Source organism: Sphaerisporangium corydalis (assembly GCF_025506355.1).
GTDB classification, from domain to species: Bacteria; Actinomycetota; Actinomycetes; order Streptosporangiales; family Streptosporangiaceae; genus Sphaerisporangium; species Sphaerisporangium corydalis.
Map to the genome: position 1 here is coordinate 29853 of NZ_JANZYP010000078.1, position 14414 is coordinate 44266.

General features: G+C 72.3%; 9 protein-coding genes and 1 pseudogene. 5 read left to right on the forward strand and 5 right to left on the reverse strand.

Features of this window, described 5'->3' with window-relative positions:
- Positions 1–95: 95 nt before the first annotated feature.
- The 3 genes from NYZ98_RS36130 to NYZ98_RS36140 all read right to left on the reverse strand — a co-directional run bounded on the left by NYZ98_RS36130 (position 96) and on the right by NYZ98_RS36140 (position 6375).
- The gene (locus NYZ98_RS36130) at positions 96–1661 is read right to left on the reverse strand and encodes an alpha/beta hydrolase (RefSeq protein ID WP_262848862.1); all 1566 of its coding nucleotides are present in this window, start codon (positions 1659–1661) and stop codon (positions 96–98) included.
- 207 nt (positions 1662–1868) lie between these two features.
- The gene (locus tag NYZ98_RS36135) at positions 1869–3110 is read right to left on the reverse strand and encodes an FAD-dependent monooxygenase (RefSeq protein WP_262848865.1); all 1242 of its coding nucleotides are present in this window, start codon (positions 3108–3110) and stop codon (positions 1869–1871) included.
- Between the two features lie 31 nt (positions 3111–3141).
- Positions 3142–6375: an ATP-binding protein gene (locus NYZ98_RS36140; protein ID WP_262848867.1), complete on the reverse strand. Its 3234-nt coding sequence runs from the start codon at positions 6373–6375 to the stop codon at positions 3142–3144.
- A 356-nt stretch (positions 6376–6731) separates the two neighbouring features.
- Here NYZ98_RS36140 and NYZ98_RS36145 point away from each other — a divergent pair, with 356 nt between their 5' ends.
- Positions 6732–7067: a hypothetical protein gene (locus tag NYZ98_RS36145; protein ID WP_262848869.1), complete on the forward strand. Its 336-nt coding sequence runs from the start codon at positions 6732–6734 to the stop codon at positions 7065–7067.
- A 121-nt stretch (positions 7068–7188) separates the two neighbouring features.
- Here NYZ98_RS36145 and NYZ98_RS36150 read toward each other — a convergent pair whose 3' ends face one another.
- On the reverse strand, positions 7189–7659 hold the full coding sequence (locus NYZ98_RS36150; RefSeq protein WP_262848871.1) for a hypothetical protein: 471 nt from the start codon (positions 7657–7659) through the stop codon (positions 7189–7191).
- Positions 7660–7776: 117 nt separating this feature from the next.
- Here NYZ98_RS36150 and NYZ98_RS36155 point away from each other — a divergent pair, with 117 nt between their 5' ends.
- Positions 7777–8466, forward strand: a complete 690-nt coding sequence (locus NYZ98_RS36155) for a TetR/AcrR family transcriptional regulator (RefSeq protein ID WP_262848873.1) — start codon at positions 7777–7779, stop codon at positions 8464–8466.
- A 50-nt stretch (positions 8467–8516) separates the two neighbouring features.
- Here NYZ98_RS36155 and NYZ98_RS36160 read toward each other — a convergent pair whose 3' ends face one another.
- Positions 8517–9617, reverse strand: a complete 1101-nt coding sequence (locus tag NYZ98_RS36160; RefSeq protein WP_262848875.1) for a S1C family serine protease — start codon at positions 9615–9617, stop codon at positions 8517–8519.
- 318 nt (positions 9618–9935) lie between these two features.
- Between NYZ98_RS36160 and NYZ98_RS36165 the strand changes: the two genes are divergently transcribed.
- The 3 genes and pseudogenes from NYZ98_RS36165 to NYZ98_RS36175 form a co-directional block, all read left to right on the forward strand.
- Positions 9936–11144 carry a hypothetical protein gene (locus NYZ98_RS36165; RefSeq protein ID WP_262848877.1) on the forward strand — a complete coding sequence of 403 codons (1209 nt, stop codon included), beginning with the start codon at positions 9936–9938 and terminating at the stop codon, positions 11142–11144.
- Positions 11145–11245: 101 nt separating this feature from the next.
- Positions 11246–13444 carry an acyl-CoA dehydrogenase gene (locus NYZ98_RS36170; RefSeq protein WP_262848879.1) on the forward strand — a complete coding sequence of 733 codons (2199 nt, stop codon included), beginning with the start codon at positions 11246–11248 and terminating at the stop codon, positions 13442–13444.
- A gap of 76 nt (positions 13445–13520) precedes the next feature.
- Positions 13521–14414 (forward strand): annotated as a pseudogene (locus NYZ98_RS36175) (hypothetical protein); the annotation flags it as partial.

Consider the following 14414-nt stretch of genomic DNA (forward strand, 5'->3'; position numbering starts at 1 on the left):
CCCGCGCCCCCGCCGGCCCCCCCCCGGCCCCGGGGGGGGGGGGGGGGGGGGGGGGGCGCGCGCGGGGGGGGGCCCCCCCGGCCCGCCCCCGGCGGTCAGAACAGCGGGTTCGCCCAGCCGGGGGCACTCGGCTCGGACGGTCCCGGCCACGACGGGCGGCGCTGGAGTCCCGTCTCGGCGGACGGCGGCACGGCCGGGCACCGGGTGCCTCGGGCGGGCAGGGTCAGCGAGACCAGGTAGGCGTCGAAGGCCCGGGTGGTGCAGTCACCGTGGCCGTAGACGCCGTGGCCCCAGCCCTCGTAGGTGAGCAACGTCGCCGCGCGGCCGATCTGCGCGGCCGCGCCGGCCGCCCAGACGTACGCGGTGGCCGGGTCGTGCACGGCGTTGCCCAGGAGCAGCGGGGCGCTGCCGCTCACCCGCAGGGGGTGCTGGGGGTTGGGGATCGGCGCCGGCTGGCCGAGGCAGCCCGCGGCCAGGCCGATGGCGATCGGGCTCGCCAGCATGTCGGGGGCCAGCGTGGCCGACCGGCGCAGGTGGGCGGCGTACTCCTGGTAGTCCCGTACCGGCAGGTGGTAGTCCTCGCAGGCGACCTGCAGGGGGAACGGGACCACCTCCGTCTGAGGGGGCGCCGGTTCGGCGGAGAACGCGGCCGGCGGCTCGGTACCGGCGTCGAGGGCGACGAGCCACTGCGCCAGCTCCGACCAGTCGGGCCCGTAGAACGCCCCGAAGGCCTGCCGCAGGAGGTCCAGCTTGGTCAGCGTGCCTTCGGGGTCGCGCGGGTCGGATATCTCCCCTCGGTCGGCCCGGGCGAGCAGGCCGGCCCAGAAGGCCCGCACGTCCCGCCCGTGCAGGGCACAACTCGCGTCCCGGTCGCACCAGGCGGCGAACTCGTCGAACGAGTCCTGCGTGGTGGCGGCCTCGGTGTCCAGGAACGCCCTGGTCCCGAGGCTGTGGTCCATGTTGCTGTCGAGCGCGAGCGCCCGGACCCGCTGGGGGAACAGCTCGGCGTACTCCTGCCCGATCAGCGTCCCGTAGGACTTGCCGTAGAAGGTGAGCTTGCCGTCGCCCAGGGCGGCGCGGATGGCGTCGAGGTCGCGGACCACGCTGAGCGTGTCCACGTGGTCGTACAGGGGGCCGCTGCGGGCGCGGCAGTCGTCGCGCCGCCGGGCGTTGTAGGCCAGCCGCTCGGCGAAGGCGGCCCGGCTGGTGATGAAGGGGGACGGTTCCTGGGCGATCAGGGCGGCCGAGCACACGAGGGGGTGGCTGCGGGCGACGCCACGGGGGTCGAAGCCCACGACGTCGAACCTGCGGGTGATCTCCTGGCTGAAGCGGCCACCGAACAGGACGGAATCGACGCCCGAGCCGCCGGGGCCGCCCGGGTTGATGACCAGGGAGCCGATCCTGGCGGCGGGGTCGGTGGCCGTGCGCCGGGCCAGGGCGAGGTCCACCGCCGGGCCGTTCGGGCGCGCCCAGTCGATCGGGACGGCGATGGTGCCGCATTCGGCGGTGGGGTCGTCCTCGCACGCCGTCCAGGCGATGGGGGTCCGGCCGGTGTTCCCGGGGGCGGCGTTGACGAGGGTGGCGGCGTTCACGGGGGTGAGGGGGAGCAGGGCGGCGCTGACAACCGTGGCGAGAGCCAGTAACGGGATCTTTCTTCGCACGTGATCTCCAATCGTCGGGTCCCCGGCCTCGCGCCCGCGTCCGGCTGGTGAAAGGGGGTCCCACCCGGCGATGGCGCGCGGGTCGGCCTCGCGGACGGCGGGTACGGCGGCCTTGGCATGCGCGGCCCGCCGGAGCGAGCCGACTCGATTCTCGATCGCGATCAGCCACCGGCACGTGGCGACAAAGGATGAAATATCAGGACGAGATCATTCGGAAGCAGGAGGCGTCAGGACGGGAACGTCGTAATCCCGCAGCGTGATGGCGTTGGCGGTCTCGGTGATCTGCTCGAGGATCTTCTTGATCATGAAGCCCTTCCACGGCAGGTAGGGCATCAGCCGGACCATCCGCGTCTGGATCCAGATCTGCGCCCGGGACCGGGGCACGATCATCTTGATGCTGTCGGCGAGCTTCTGGTTGCGCTCCACGAAGCCGCGCATCTCACGCTCGTACCGGTCGAACGCGGCACGGTGGTCGCCCCCGGCCGCCGCCAGCTCGCCCGCCAGCACGTACGCGCCGACCAGCGCGAGGCTGGTGCCCTGCCCGGAGGCGGGGGAGGCACAGTAGGCCGCGTCGCCGAGCAGCACCGTCCGCCCCTTCGACCAGCGCTCCATGGTGACGGTGCTGAGCGTGTCGAAGTAGAAGTCCGGCGCCGTGCCCATGGCGCTCATCAGCCGGGGCAGCTCCCAGCCCGCGCCCGCGTACGCCTCCGCCAGCAGCGCCTTCTGCCTCGCCTGGTCACGCCGGTCGTAGTCGAGCGGCGGTGAGGAGAAGAAGAACGCCGCCTTCGCGTCGGTGCCGTGCCCGGTGCTGTACACGTTCGTCACCCGGCCGGGGAGGGCGAAGAACAGCTCCCACCGGTCCAGGTCGAGGTAGTTGGGGATCGTGAAGATCGACACGTAGTAGCCCAGGTCACGGATGAAGCGGGACTCGTCGCCGAACGTCAGCGCGCGCGTGTTGGAGTGCAGGCCGTCGGCCCCCACCACCAGGTCGAAGGTACGCGGCTCGGTGCGCTCGAAGGTGACCTTCACCCCGTCGTCGCCGTCGGTCACGGAGGTGATCGAGTCGCCGAAGATGTACTCCACGCCGTCCTCGGTCGCCTCGTGCAGCAGCCGGCTCAGGTCGCCGCGCATGATCTCGGCGTCGCCCTCGGCCCGCATGCTGAACATCTTGACGTCCATGGTGGCGATCGTCTTGCCGGCCCGGTCGACGTAGGTGCCGCCGCGCATGTCGGTGTCGAGCCGCCGGACGCCGGGCATCAGGCCCATCCGCTCGACGACACGGACCGCCGCGCCGCGGATGTCCACCTTGTACCCGCCCGTGCGGAGCTCGGGGGCGCGCTCCACCACCGTCGGGGTGAAGCCGTAGCGGCGCAGCCAGTACGCGAGAGCGGGCCCGGCGATGCTCGCGCCGGAGATGAGAACGCGGCCTCTGGCCGTGGTGTCTGTCATGTCCCTCAGCGTGGCCGCGGGCGCTGACGGGTCAGCGATGAGCCGCTGACAGGTGCTCGTCGATGATCGTCAGCGCGGGTTGCGCCGCGTCCGCGATGGCCGCCATCCGGTCGCGGGTGAGCGCGCCGCCCCGCGCGTACGCCGCGTCATAGGCGGCGTCCCCGATCATCGCCCGGCACCGGGCGGTGACGCGGAGCACGTCGGGGTCATCCGGCGGCGGCGAACCGCGCAGCGCCGCCCCCGCGCCCAGCAGCGCGGCGGCCCGCTCGGGCTCCCCCTCCAGCACGGCGACACCGGCCAGCCCCTCCGCGACGTACGCCGCCGCGGGCAGGTCGCGGGCCCCGCGCCGGGTGGTCAACGCCAGCTGGTGCAGGGCCAGGGCCCCGGCCGCGTCCCCCTCGGACTCGGCGACCCACCCCAGCCCGACGTGGAGGCGCGCGCGGATCTCCTCGGAGTTCAGGCCGTCGTCCTGGCAGTACGCGAGCGCGGCCTCGTAACGGCGGCGCGCCTCGGGCAGGTCGCCGCCGAACCGGGCGATCTGCCCGAGCCCGAACCCCGCCGCCGCCCGCAGTTCGGGGGTGCCCGCCCTGCCGCCCAGCTCCGCCGCGCGCTCGTAGTCGTCGCGGGCGCCCGCCACGTCCCCCTCGCGCGCCTTGGCGCCGCCGCGCCGGCACAGCAGCTCCGCCATGTCCACGGGACTGTCGAGCTGCTCGGCCAGCTCCAGCGCCTCGCTCATGAGCGTCGCCGCCCGGTCGTGGTCGCCGCGCCCGCCGCACACGTCGGCGAGGTGGGTGAGCGCCTGCGCCGTCCCCCAGCGGTCACCCGATGTACGGAAATCGGCGAGCACGGCGGTGAAACGGCGCTCGGCGGTGGCCTGGTCGCCGTGCATCAGCGCCATCAGCCCCCAGCCGAACTCGTTGAACGCCCGCGTCCAGGGGTCGTCGGTGGCCTGGTCGGCGACCTGGGCGAGCACGCGGATGGTGTCCGGGTCCGGCGGCCCGGCGACCATCGTCCACACCATGTTCAGGAACGGCTGCCTCGACGGCACCGTCTGGTGCCTCATGATGCCCGTCGCCGTGTCCAGGTGGGCGGCCAGGCCCGGACGTCCAGCGCCGCCCAGTGCGGCGGTCAGCACGCACAGCGCGTACTCCTCGACCAGCCCTTTCGGCGGTTCCTCCCCAAGGGTCGCGAGCAGCTCGTCCGCGAGCGTCACCGACTCGCTCCGCAGGCCGCGCAGCCACCAGTACCCGGTCAGTGCCGCGAGCAGCCGCAACGCCTCATTCGTATCGGAGCCGCCGGCGGCGTGCGTATCGGAGCCGCCGGCGGCGCGGTGCAGGGCCGCGTGGAGGTTGTCGCGCTCGCGGTCGAGCAGCCGCAGCCAGACGAGCTGCTCGGCCCGGCGCAGGTGAGGGTCGGCGGTCCTGGCGAGGTCCAGGAAGTACGCCAGGTGGGCGCGGCGCGTCACCTCGGACTCACCCGCCTCGGCGAGCCGTTCGGCGCAGAACGCGTGGATCGTGTCCAGCATGCGGTAGCGGTCGTCGACCGGCTCCACGAGCGACTTGTCGACGAGGGAGGCGAGCACGGATTCGGTGTCGGTGCCGGGGACGCCGCACACCCGCTCGACCGCGGCCAGCGTGCACCCGCCCGCGAAGACCGTCATCCGCCTGGCCAGGGCCTGCTCCTCCGGGCCGAGCAGGTCCCAGCTCCACTCGACCACGGCGCGCAGTGTGCGGTGCCGGGGCTGTGCCGTACGGCTGCCGCGGGACAGCAACCGGAAGCGGTCGTCCAGCCGGGACGCGACCTCGCCCGGCGTCAGGGAACGCAGTCGGGCCGCCGCCAGCTCGATCGCCAGCGGCATGCCGTCGAGCTCGCGGCAGATCCGCAGGACCGCGCCCACGGTGCCCTCGTCCACGGCGAAGCCCGGCCGCACGGCCGACGCCCGGTCGGCGAACAGCCGGACGGCGGGGTAGCCGAGCGCCTCGGCGGCCGGGGTGCCGGCGGGCGGCACCTTGAGCGGCGGCACCGGGCACAGGGCCTCCCCGGTGATGGCGAGCGCCTCGCGGCTGGTGGCGAGCACGGTCAGCCCCGGGCACAGGGCCAGCAGCCGGTCGGCGAGCCGCGCGGCGGCGTCCACCACGTGCTCGCAGTTGTCCAGCACCAGCAACACCCGCCGCCCCCCCAACGCCCCCGCCAACCTCCCCACCGCCCCACCATCCCTCCCCTCGGACACCCAGGAAGAGGCCTCCGGACCGGGACCGGGACCGGGATTGGGGTCGGGCGTGGGTCTGGCCGGTGGGGCGAGCAGGCCGATCTCGCGGATGCCCAGGGCGCTGAGCACCGCCTGCGGGACCTCGGCCCCGGAGCCGAGCGGTGCCAGCTCCACGAAGCACACGTCACCCGGCCGCCGCCCGGCGGCCTCGATCGCGAGCCGGGTCTTCCCCGTGCCGCCCGCACCCGTCAGCGTGACCAGGCGGCCGTCGTCGAGCAGCGAGCCGACGCGTGCCAGCTCCTCCGCCCGCCCGACCAGCGGCGTGAGCGGCGCGGGCAGCCCCAGCCGTGACGTGGGGGAGGCGACGCCGCCGAGCTCCGGATCGGCACGCAGGACGGCCATGTGGACGTCCGCCAGCGCTGCGGACGGGTCGGCGCCCAGCTCCTCCGCCAGCCGCCGGCGGCACTCCTCGTACGCGGCGAGCGCCTCCGCCTGCCTGCCGCTCCCGTACAGCGCCCGCATCAGCGCGCCCACCAGGCGTTCGCGCAGCGGGTTCGCCTCGACCAGCTCGCGCAGCCCGGCCACCACGTCGCGGTGGCCCCCGAGCGCCAGCTCCGCGTCCGCGTGGTCCTCGGCTGCCCGCAGCCGCAGCTCCGCCAGCCCGGCGGCGGCGGCAGGGGCGAACGGCGCGTCACCGACGTCGGCCAGCGCCGTCCCGCGCCACAGACCCAGCGCCTCACGCAGCTTGGCGGCGGCCCGCGAGGGGTCGCCTGTGGCGAGGGCCTGCCGCCCCTCCGCCGCCAGCCGCTCGAAGCGCCGGGCGTCCACGTCGTCCGGGCCGACCGCGAGTTCGTAGCCCGAGGGATGGCGCACCACGGCGTCGTCGCCGATCAGATGGCGCAGCCGGGACACCAGCGCCTGGATCGCGTTCCCGGCCGCGGCCGGCGGCGTGCCCTCGTACAGCCCGTCGACCAGACCCTCGACGGTGACCACCCGTCCGGCGTTCAGGGCTAACAGAGCCAGCAGCGCCCGCAACCTCGGACCCCCGACCGCCACCGGCCGCCGATCATCCAGCCTGACGTCCGTAACCCCGAGCACCCCAACCCACATCCCCCAATCCTCCCAGCCCCCTCCCACCCCCAACCCCCTCAAACCCGCCCAAAAATCCCCTCAGGAACCCGCAGCACCACGCCGGCTCGTTCGCCGCCACGCTGCTCCTTCAACCGGGCGCCGACGCGGTGGGACGGGGTACGGCGAATTCGGCGCCCTGTGCGGTGGCGGACCGGTCACCTCCACCCCGTCGTGGGCTTGGTTCTGAGGGGGGTCGTGTCGTGGGATGGGCGACACTCCCGTTCTTCAGGGATTTCGCGATAGTTCTGGTGAAAGGGTCGATAAAGCGTCACAATCCGGCCATGGCCCAATCCATCCAGCGAGACGACATCGCCGCCATGCTCGCCGCCCGGCAGGAGCTGGGCCGCGAATACGAGGACGCGCTCGCCGACGCGCTCGTCGACCGCATCGGGGACAGCATCGACGAGCGGATCGACAAGAAGCTCGCCGTCCACAAGACGACCACTCCCGGCTTCCACGTCTCGCCCGCGGCCGCCGCCGTGGTGAGCGGGCTCGGGATGGGCGGGTTGTTCGCCCTGATCGGCTCGGCCGACATCGAGTTCGCGGCCATATTGTGGCTGATCATCGCGGTGGCGGCGATCGCCTTCCTCGTCGGCAAACGGCGCCCCAAGCCCTGATCCCACCGGTACCCTCCCGCCGTGCACCGAGCGGCCCGGGCGGCGACGAAGACGCCACCAGGACGGGCCGCCCGGCCGGGGCCTCCGGGCGCGGCGGGTCGGTCAGATGGCCGGCGCGTGGTCACGACTCCTGTGTGGCAGGCAGGTCACGGGTGAACTCCATGACCCAGTTGGTCTCCCACGTCTCGCCGGCGTCGGTCGAGAACGCCTGTTCCCACCTGGCCGAGGTCGGCGTGATCCCCGACCAGATGAAGCGCAGCCTGACGGGCACCCCCTTGTAGTCCTCCTCGGCGTAGAACAGGCCCCGGTCCCCGTCGAACCGGCCGACGACCGGCTTCTCCATGGCGGACGAGCGGCTGCTCGACCAGTACAGCGACCACTCCTCGCGCTCCGGGTCGTACAGGCGGAGGGTCAGGCCGGAGAATCCCTTGGTCGGAAAGTCGATCTCGTCCATGTTGCCCGCGCCGCCGAAGATGCTCTTGGACGTCGCGACGCCGGGGAACTCATCCCATTCCTCGCACCCCTTGAGCGCCTCCTTGAGGCACCTGTTGGTGACCTGCCACGTACCGATGAGGAAATCGAAGTCGTTCATGCTCGGAGGCTAGCCCCCGATCACTGACACCTTCTGTCAGTGACCAACGGAATGATGATCACTCATTCGACTGGTTGACGCTTGTCACTCAGACGATTGATGGGCTAGGGTTCCCTCATGGCCGCAGAGCAGGAACGCCGTCCCCCGCGCCGGGCGCCCAGGTCCGACGAGCGGGGCAAGGCCGCCGAACAGACTAGGGAGCGCATCCTGCAGGCGGCCGTGGAGGAGTTCGGCGCCAAGGGATACTCCGGGGCGCGCACCGCCGCGATCGCGGCACGCGCCGGGGTCAACCAGCAGCTCATCTCCTACTACTTCGGCGGCAAACAGGGGTTGCTCGACGAGCTGAGAAGCCGATGGCAGGCTCTGGAGTCGACGCTCGTACCACCGGGCTCTCCCTTCGAGGAGTCGCTCGCGGCCTACATGGACGCCACGCTCGACCGTCCCGACTGGGCGCGGCTGGTGATCTGGCGGGCGCTCGGCGACGATCCGGGTGACCGCGTCGACGCCGACGAGCAGCGGCGGACGGCGATGCTCAGGGCCGTGGACGTCATGCGCCACCGGCAGGACTCCGGCGAGGTCACCGACTCCGTCGACCCCGAGTTCATCCTGCTGCTCACCCACGCGATGACCTTCGCCCCGGTGGCGATGCCGCAGCTGGTGTCCGCCATCTTCGGCGTGGATCCGTACTCCGAGGAGTACCGCCGCCGTTGCCGCGAACAACTCGTCGCCCTGCTCCGCCCGCACCGATCGAGCCTTCCCGACCACGAGGATCTGCCCCCGCCCACCCCCGGACCAGACGTCTCCTGACCCAGAGCCGAACCTGGAATCGGGTCGGCCGGGCGTACAGCGGGGTTCGTTCAGTTGCCGGAGAGGGTGCCCAGGGTGACGTTCACGGATTGGGTCTTGCCGTTGGGGTGGAGGATCTCCACCTTGGCCTGCTCGCCGGGCTTGAGGTTGGCGAGGACCTCGGAGAGCGCCGCGGCGGTGGGGGTCGATTTCTGGTTGACGCTGAGGATGATGTCACCGGCCTTCATGCCGGCCTTGGCGGCCCCGCTGCCCGCGTCGACCATGGCGACGCCGACCCCCACCGGCTGGCCGTCGGGTCCGACGACGGTGTTGACCCGTACGCCCAAGGCGGCGCGGCGCGTGTTGACGACCTTGCCGTTCCTGATGATCTGCTCGGCCACGTCCTTGGCGGTGCTGCTCGGGATGGCGAAGCCGATGCCCGGGGCCGTGCCGCCGCCCAGCTCGGGGTTGATCGCGGCCAGGGTGGGCACGCCGATGACCTCGCCCGACAGGTTGGTGAGCGCGCCGCCGCTGTTACCGGGATTGATCGCCGCCGAGGTCTGGATGGCGTTGGTGATCGTGGCCCCCGGAGACCCCTCGCCCTGGGGTTCGGTGACCGTGCGGCCGAGCGCGGACACGATGCCGTTGGTCACGCTGCCGGACAGGCCCAGCGGGTTGCCCATGGCCAGGACGATCTGCCCCACCTTGAGCTTGGTCGAGTCGCCGAAGGTCGCCGGCGCGAGCCCCGACCGGTCGCTGACCCGGATGACCGCGAGGTCGCCCAGCGGGTACGACGAGACGAGCACGGCCTTGCGCGGCTTGCCGCCCGTGGCCAGCGTGACCTCGAACGTCGTGGCCTTCCCCACCACGTGGGCGTTCGTCACGATGTGCCCGTCGGTGTCGTACACCACGCCGGAACCGAGCCCGCCCTGAGTGTTGATCTGCACGATGGACGGCAGGACCTGGGCGATGACCCGCTCGTACGCCTGCTCCTCGGAGACCATCGTCGCCGGGCCCGAAGGAGGTGTCGTCTTCACCTCGGACGACGCGGTGGTCGTCGAGGCGGGCGGCCCGGTGAGGCCGCAGCCGCTGAACATCACCAGGACCCCGGCCACCCCAACGGGGATGACGTGCCGGTTGACATGACCGGCGCGCCGAATACCTGGTGTCATTCCCATAGAAGAGGTGATTCCCGACCTTGGGGAAGATACTCGCCACGCGCCACCGATGGGTTGATCTTGGGGAAGTCTGGGACGATCAGTTCGCCCTGGTCGGAACCCGATTTTCTTCGGCGAGGGCCCACGCGCCCCACCTGCGGCGATGCTGTTTCGGCTGCTCGAACGGGAGATCGCGGCCCGCGAAGAACTGGTTTTGTAACGTAGTCTGCCGACATGGCGGACGGCGCTGGAAACTCTTCAGGCCGCCCTGGGTCGGGGCGGCCTTCACCGTACGTTCCCTCATACGACGCACCCACCACGCCGATGCCTCGGGTGAGCCCTGAGCAGGCCCTCGCCATGGCGCAGGCCGCCAAGGCCGCGCGGGCCGAGGCGGCGAAGAAACAGGACACTCCGGGCGGGCAGGACGACGAGCACACGTCGTCCGCTGCCACGGCCGTCGACCCCGACTGGTTCCCCGCCGAGGGCTGGGCCACCAACGGATCCGCCGATGTCGAAGACGGCGACACGACCGCGAACTACCGCAGGCCCACTGGACCGTTCCTCCGCCCCGACCGGCCCGTCGCGGGACCGTCCAGGGCGTCCGTCGGATCCGACGCCGCCGCCCGTGCCGCCGGGCCCGCCGGTTCCCTGCGCTCTTCCCGGTCCCCAACGAGCACACCGCACACCTCCGGTACCAACGGATTCGCCCGCCCGGCCCGGTCCACCGACTCCGAAGCGGACTCCGCCGGCCTCGACGCCGCGCCCTCGGCGCCCGCACGCGAGGGCGGGCGGCCCCGGTGGCTGTCCTCGGCGGTCCTGCGGGTCGGCGACATTCCGATCAGAGCGGTGTACGGCATCGGCGCGACGATCGTCACGGCGATCATCGTCATCCTGATCTTCGTGCTGTTCGGCGGGGACAAGCCCGGCGACGCCGTGCAGGTGAACCCCGCGCAGGGGGGCGGCCCGGCCGCGTCGAGCGTGAAGCCCACGCCCACCCCGACGCCGATCGTCGTGCCGCCGGTCCCCGACGCGAAGGTGATGACGGTCTTCCCGGGGGCCAACTCGCCGATCCTGTCGTACGTGGTGGACCGGACGACCGGCATCAGCTACTCGCAGTACGGCGCCCCGTGGGCCAAGACGACCCGGGCGCCCTTCTCCTTCGCGCAGAAGGCCGGTCCGGCCCGCCAGCAGGCGCTGATCGGCTCGGCACCGGTGCCGGTGGCCGTCGCGAAGACGCCCACCACCAGCGCGCAGTTCCGTACTCTCGCGGCCAAGGCGGCGAAGTGGACCCTCCGCTACCAGCCCGCGGGCGCGAAGTTCACCTGGACCGTCTCCCAGGCGGCGCGGTACAACCTCGGATGGCTGGTCGGCTACAAGGTCACCTACGTCCAGGGCGGCAAGAAGCACACCTCGCAGGCCTACGTCATGGTCATCTCGACCGCCAAGAAGAAGCCGGGAATGCTCTTCGCGAACATCCCCGACACCCACAAGACCCTCTACCGCGACCTGAACATGCTCTTCTGGACAGCCCGCTCGATATGAACCGTTCGTCATGGATCGGGCCCTAGGCGTGGTTCGCCTCGGAAGCATCTTCTAGAATATGGTTCTGCCACATCTTGAGGCCGAACCGCACGGAGGGTGTTATGGCGATCGGGTTGAGCGAGGAGCACGAGGCGCTCCGCGAGTCCGTGAGCGGCTGGGCGGAGCGCAACGTCCCCGCCGAGGTCGTGCGTTCGGCGGTCGCGGCCGAGAGTGAGGAACGGCCGGGCTTCTGGACGGGCCTCGCCGACCAGGGTCTGCTCGGCCTGCACCTGCCCGAAGAGTACGGCGGCAGCGGGTTCGGCCTGCTGGAGACCGCGGTGACCGCCGAGGCGCTCGGCGAGCGGCTAGTGCCCGGCCCGTACGTGCCGACCGTCCTCGCGTCCGCCGTGATCCTCGCCTCCGACGGCAAGGCCCGCGCGGACCTGCTGCCCGGCCTGGCCGACGGCACCCTGACCGGAGCGGTCGCCCTGACCGGCGAGCTGACCGGAAGCCGCGACGGCGACGGTGTCCTGACCGTGAGCGGTACGGTCGAGCCGGTGCTCGGAGCCGCCCTCGCCGACGTGCTGGTGCTCCCGGTGAGCACCAGCCAGGGCCGGGAATGGGTGGCGCTGGCGAAGGACAGCGTGACGATCACCCCGACCAGGAGCCTCGATCTCACCAGGGGAGTGGCCAAGGTCGAGGTCGACGCGGTCGCCGTCCCGGGGGAGCGGGTCCTCGACGGGCTGACCGGCGCCACCGTCCGCGACCTGAGCGCGGTCCTGCTCGGCGCCGAGACGGCCGGCGTGGCCGCGTGGTGCGTGCGCGCCGCCTCCGAGTACGCCAAGGTGCGCGTGCAGTTCGGCCGTCCGATCGGCCAGTTCCAGGGCATCAAGCACAAGGCCGCCCGGATGCTGGTCGCGCTGGAGCAGGCCCGCGCCACCATCTGGGACGCCACCCGCGCCACCGGCGACGAGTTCCGCTACACGGCCGCGATCGTCGGGGTCATGGCCCCCGACGCCGCCGTGCAGTGCGCCAAGGACGCCATCCAGACCTTCGGCGGCATCGGCTACACCTTCGAGCACGACGCCCACCTGTACTTCCGCCGCGCGCTGACCCTCCGCGCGCTGCTGGGCCCGTCGGCCGAGTGGGCCGACGCCGTGGCCGGCCACGCGCTGGCCGGGGTCGGCCGCGAGATGGAACTCGACCTTCCCGAGGACGCCGAGGAGCTGCGCACCTCCCTGCGCGCGGAGATCGCCGAGATCGCCGGGCTGGAGGGCAAGGAGCAGAAGCGCACGCTCGCGGCGAAGGGCTTCGTGATGCCGCACCTGCCCAAGCCGTGGGGCCGTGGCGCCTCGCCGCTGGAGCAGGTGCTCATCTTTCAGGAGCTGAAGGCCGCCCGCGTACGGCTGCCCGCGATGATCATCGGTGCCTGGGTCGTCCCGTCCATCGCGGCGTATGGCACGCCTGAGCAGCAGGAACGGTTCCTGCCGCCCACGCTGTCCGGCGAGATGATCTGGTGTCAGCTCTTCAGCGAGCCGGGCGCTGGATCCGACCTGGCGTCCCTGCAGATGAAGGCCGAGAAGGTCGAGGGCGGCTGGAAGCTCAACGGGCAGAAGATCTGGACCTCCGTGGCGCACGTCGCCGAGTGGGGCATCTGCATCGCCCGCACCGACTCCACCAAGCCCAAGCACGACGGCATCACGTACTTCATCGTGGACATGAAGTCCCCGGGGGTCACCGTACGGCCGCTCACCGAAATGACCGGGGAGAACCTCTTCAACGAGGTCTTCTTCGACGACGTGATCGTCCCGGACGACCTGGTGGTGGGCGAGGTGAACGAGGGCTGGCGGGTCGCGCGCAACACGCTGTCCAACGAGCGCGTGTCGCTGTCGTCGGGGTCGGGCGGCACGGGATCGTCGGTCTCCGACCTGCTGGGCCTGGCGTCCCGCCTGTCCCGGGAGCTCACCCCGGCCGAGCGGCAGGAGGTCGCCCAGGTGGTCTGCGAGGGGCACTCGATCAACGCGCTGAGCCTCCGGGTCACGCTCAAGCAGCTCGCCGGCGGCGAGCCCGGGGCCGACGCCTCGGTCCGCAAGCTCCTGTCCACCTCACACGCTCAGCACGTCTCCGAATGCGCGGTGAACCTGCTCGGCGCCTCGGCCACGATCGCCGCCGACATGAAGCTCGGCGACGCCGGCTACTGGAACCGCGCCGTCCTGGCCACCCGCGCCATGACCATCTACGGCGGCACCACCGAGGTCCAGCTCAACATCATCGCCGAGCGCATGCTCGGCCTGCCGCGCGACCCGGAGCCCGGCAAATAGCTGAATCACTCCCATTCGGCACGCTCCGGTAGCTTTGCCGGAACCAGGGCGTGCCGGACGGGGGTGCTGCGAGACCATGCGCGATCACTGGCTCATGCGGGCGGCCTCCGTGCTCGTTAGAGCGGCTTCCGTGCTCGTGCGGGCGGCCCCCGTGTTCGTGCGGGCCGCTCCCGCGCTCGTGCGGGCGGCTCCCGCGCTCGTGGGGGCGGCCGCGGGCGTCCTCGCGCTCGGGCCCGCGCTGGGGGCGGGGTTCGTGCTGCGGTACGACATGGTCTTCGTGCCCGACCCTCCGGTGGTGTGGTCCAGCGGGGGGTTCCCCCGGGCGGTACCGAGCGATCTCGTCGTCGCGCTGCTGTCGCACGTCCTGCCCGCGACCCTCGTGCAGAAGCTCATCCTCATCGGCATCTTCATCCTGGCGGCGACAGGCGCCGCAGCCCTGATCCCCGACGACCGACCACGCCCGGAGGAAGAGCCGCCGCCGAAGGACGGGCCGAGGTCGAAGGACGGCCCGGCTCCGAAGGACGGGTCGCACTGGGAGGGCGCGCCGCCGTCGAGTGGCCGGGGGGTGTCTGGACGCCTGCTGGTGTCCCGGTTGGCGGCGGCCGTGTTCTACGCGTGGAACGCGTACCTGGCGCAGCGGTTGCTGCTCGGCCAGTGGGCGTTGCTGCTCGGGTTCGCCGGCCTGCCATGGGCGGTACGCGCGGCCGTACGCGGAGGACCGTGGCGCCTGGCCCTGGCCCTGATCCCGGCGGCCATCGGCGGCTTCCAGGCCATGCTCGTCTCCGCCCTGGTCGTCCTCCCCATAGCGGCCACCTGCCCACCATCCCTCGGTACCGACGGCCCGGCGCCCGCGAACGTTCACCGGCATGGCCGCCGCAGAAAGGCGCCGAATTCGCCGCCCCACTCCCCACCGCTTCGGCGCCCCATGAACAACGACCCAATGGGTGCGGGTGGGGGGCGGGTTTGGGGG

Bases quoted from the DNA above. Each gene is read 5' to 3' on its own strand.
- NYZ98_RS36135 (WP_262848865.1), bottom strand. From the start codon at position 3,110: ATGACAGACACCACGGCCAGAGGCCGCGTTCTCATCTCCGGCGCGAGC.
- NYZ98_RS36145 (WP_262848869.1), top strand. From the start codon at position 6,732: ATGGCCCAATCCATCCAGCGAGACGACATCGCCGCCATGCTCGCCGCC.
- NYZ98_RS36150 (WP_262848871.1), bottom strand. From the start codon at position 7,659: ATGAACGACTTCGATTTCCTCATCGGTACGTGGCAGGTCACCAACAGG.
- NYZ98_RS36155 (WP_262848873.1), top strand. From the start codon at position 7,777: ATGGCCGCAGAGCAGGAACGCCGTCCCCCGCGCCGGGCGCCCAGGTCC.
- NYZ98_RS36160 (WP_262848875.1), bottom strand. From the start codon at position 9,617: ATGACACCAGGTATTCGGCGCGCCGGTCATGTCAACCGGCACGTCATC.
- NYZ98_RS36170 (WP_262848879.1), top strand. From the start codon at position 11,246: ATGGCGATCGGGTTGAGCGAGGAGCACGAGGCGCTCCGCGAGTCCGTG.